The 2,323-nt window shown below is 61.9% G+C and carries 5 protein-coding genes and 1 pseudogene; 2 read left to right on the forward strand and 4 right to left on the reverse strand.

All coding sequences use genetic code 11. From position 1 onward, the window contains the following. Both NJLHNGOC_RS15405 and NJLHNGOC_RS15410 read left to right on the forward strand, forming a co-directional pair. Positions 1-273, forward strand: a 273-nt coding sequence (locus NJLHNGOC_RS15405) for a hypothetical protein (RefSeq protein ID WP_206059822.1), incomplete at its 5' end; no start/stop codon positions are given. After that, complete coding sequence (locus NJLHNGOC_RS15410; RefSeq protein WP_113597105.1) at positions 273-680, forward strand: RrF2 family transcriptional regulator; 408 nt, start codon at positions 273-275, stop codon at positions 678-680. The genes NJLHNGOC_RS15405 and NJLHNGOC_RS15410, both read left to right, overlap by 1 nt. Before the next feature lie 8 nt (positions 681-688). Here NJLHNGOC_RS15410 and NJLHNGOC_RS15415 read toward each other — a convergent pair whose 3' ends face one another. From NJLHNGOC_RS15415 to NJLHNGOC_RS16540, 4 genes and pseudogenes are all read right to left on the reverse strand, one after another. After that, a complete protein-coding gene (locus tag NJLHNGOC_RS15415; RefSeq protein WP_113597106.1) occupies positions 689-1,357 on the reverse strand; it encodes a DUF6118 family protein in 669 nt (222 codons plus the stop codon). A gap of 12 nt (positions 1,358-1,369) precedes the next feature. Beyond that, entirely contained in the window at positions 1,370-1,639 is a 270-nt protein-coding gene (locus tag NJLHNGOC_RS15420; protein WP_110557466.1) for a Txe/YoeB family addiction module toxin, read from the reverse strand. Beyond that, positions 1,636-1,911 carry a type II toxin-antitoxin system Phd/YefM family antitoxin gene (locus NJLHNGOC_RS15425; RefSeq protein ID WP_113597107.1) on the reverse strand — a complete coding sequence of 92 codons (276 nt, stop codon included), beginning with the start codon at positions 1,909-1,911 and terminating at the stop codon, positions 1,636-1,638. The genes NJLHNGOC_RS15420 and NJLHNGOC_RS15425 overlap by 4 nt, the downstream gene beginning before the upstream one ends. Before the next feature lie 52 nt (positions 1,912-1,963). Continuing rightward, positions 1,964-2,323: pseudogene (locus NJLHNGOC_RS16540) on the reverse strand (Ti-type conjugative transfer relaxase TraA); the annotation flags it as partial.

Raw genomic sequence — 2,323 nt, forward strand, 5'->3', positions numbered from 1 at the left:
AAGTTACCAGTCACAATCCTCAATCATAAGGCGGCCTCAAACGGCCGGTTACCCATGATGGTGGCCTTCCTGCGCGAATACGGGCTGTCTGGCGCCAGGGAACGGGCGCGCTATCACGTTGGCCGGTGCGTCGAGGCTGGCCTTGAGGATGATGCCGCCTTCTGGATGCGCGTCAGCAACCAGCTCGAAAACCTGGCCTCTTCGGACTATGGTCCCGGAAACCTTTTCACGCCTTCGGGGCAGATCAGCCCGACTGCCACGCGACCTGGCTGATGCACCTTACCTTGCGTACCGACTACGCCTTTCGCGTACTGATCCATCTGGCCCGCCACGGACACACACAAAACCGCATGACGATCCGGCACATCGCCGAGCGGCATAATATCTCCCACAACCATCTTATGAAGGTCGTCAACGACCTGTGCCATCATGGTCTCCTGGTGGGAACCCGGGGCAGGAATGGTGGCGTCAGCCTGGCCCGCTCCCCGAAAGACATCAATGTCGGGCATGTCATCCGCCTCATGGAAACCGAAGGTGAAGTCATGACCGGCTGTGCGCCGCTTCAGGGCAGACCCTGCATCCTGGCAGATGCCTGCCGTCTCCGTCACCTGACCAGACAGGCAACCGATGCTTTTATGGCCATCCTCGACGGCATGAGCGTGCATGATCTCCTGTCCTGACAGGACGCTTATGACCCATCCGGCCGGATGGTCAGGACACAGGGCTGGTCCACCTTCGTCTCGTTGGCCGTTTTCTGGCAGGCGGCGATCCGGTCCCGACTGGCGTCCACAAGCCGGTTGGCCCAGATCATATGCCGCAGGCTTTCGGGATTGTCGGCCTCCATCATCAACGCCCCAGACTCCCACCGATCCTGCCCGCCCACGATAAAGGAGGCCACGCGCGTCCCCACTGACGACGGCAGGAGATAGGTCAGGATAGGCGAGAACCCGATCCCGACAGCCAGACAGGCCAGCCCGACCTTCAGCACCCACCAGTTCTGACGGTCCTGGGTACGGGCCTGTCCGACAATATCGGTCAGTTGCTGCCGCTCCACCTGAACCGCACGGATCGCGGTATGAAAGGCGGCCTGCATGTCCTGACAGACGGAAAGCCCTGCCTGTCGTACCCCCTGCCCATAGGCCTGCGGCGTCATCTTCAGCGTCGGACTGGCCTCGATCGCCTTCATGCGCGCGCCCACGTCGTTCAGGGCCTTGACCAGTCTGGCCAGGTCCGGCGTGTAGTCAGGCGGCCGGCTGTCCCGCCATGCCTGGGGCAGCGCTTCCACGCTGCGCCGGAGCACCGTCATTTCGGCGCACAGATCCTCAAAGGCACGGGCTGCCGGATCCGTCTCGCTCATGACGCCTCTCCTTCAGTAATGAAACCGGCACTGGGCAACCTCGATCCGCTGATCCTCTCCCGCGCGGCCCTGAACCCGGTAGACCAGACGATGTTCCCCCGTAATCCGTCGGGACCACCACCCGGAAAGTTGTCCCTTCAGTGGTTCCGGCTTGCCCAGCCCCTGAAATGGATGCCGCCTTACATCCTCGATCAGGGCATTAACCTTCCCAAGAACAGCATGATCTGACTGGAACCAGGAAAGATAATCCTCCCAGCCATTTTCATGAAAAATGACCTTCACGCCGACAGATCACCCTGCGGCTCCAGAAGATCACGCTCGGTCGCCACCCCGTGCTCGATGTCACGAATGCTCCGCAACAGCCTCTCCGCGTTGCGTGGGCTGCTCAGGAGATGCACGGTTTCCTGCCAGCCGGAGAATTCTTCTTCCGACATCAGCACGACACTGCCTTTCCCGGTCTTACGCGTCACGACGATCGGCGCGCGGCTGTTCACGGCTTCGTCCAGATAATGCGCCAGGTTCTGGCGCAGGTCGGTATAGGAAACACAGGTCATGATCGGTCCTCCATGACCATTATAACGTACAGTTTTCTGTACGTCTCCTGTTTTACATCCCCATATCCATATCCCGCCCCCTGGAGCGCGACAGGGAGCGCGTGCGCTGCGGCTGCAATCCCTGATCGAGCGTCGATCCCTTCCGGACGCCCAGTTCATGCCCCTTCTGCCGCAGGAGGGACTCAAGCGGCGCGTCCCGCTTCAGCTCCCTGAGCGCCACACTTTGCTGCTCACGGCTCAGCCCGTCCCACGCCTTCACGAACCGCGCGGCCCGCAATTCCGGACTTTTCCGCACCTTGTCCTCGTGCTCCAGCCCCTCGACCAGCCTGCGCGCCCGCGCCGGCCCTTCCAGCCCGTACAGGGCCTGCCGGATCTCCGGCTCATGCTTCACGGCGGTTTCCAGAGCGATCAC

This window comes from Novacetimonas cocois (assembly GCF_003311635.1).
Classification (GTDB): domain Bacteria; phylum Pseudomonadota; class Alphaproteobacteria; order Acetobacterales; family Acetobacteraceae; genus Novacetimonas; species Novacetimonas cocois.

What these genes read in the sequence shown, in the direction of transcription:
- NJLHNGOC_RS15410 (WP_113597105.1), top strand. Translation starts at nt 273, where the DNA reads ATGCACCTTACCTTGCGTACCGACTACGCCTTTCGCGTACTGATCCAT.
- NJLHNGOC_RS15415 (WP_113597106.1), bottom strand. Translation starts at nt 1,357, where the DNA reads ATGAGCGAGACGGATCCGGCAGCCCGTGCCTTTGAGGATCTGTGCGCC.
- NJLHNGOC_RS15425 (WP_113597107.1), bottom strand. Translation starts at nt 1,911, where the DNA reads ATGACCTGTGTTTCCTATACCGACCTGCGCCAGAACCTGGCGCATTAT.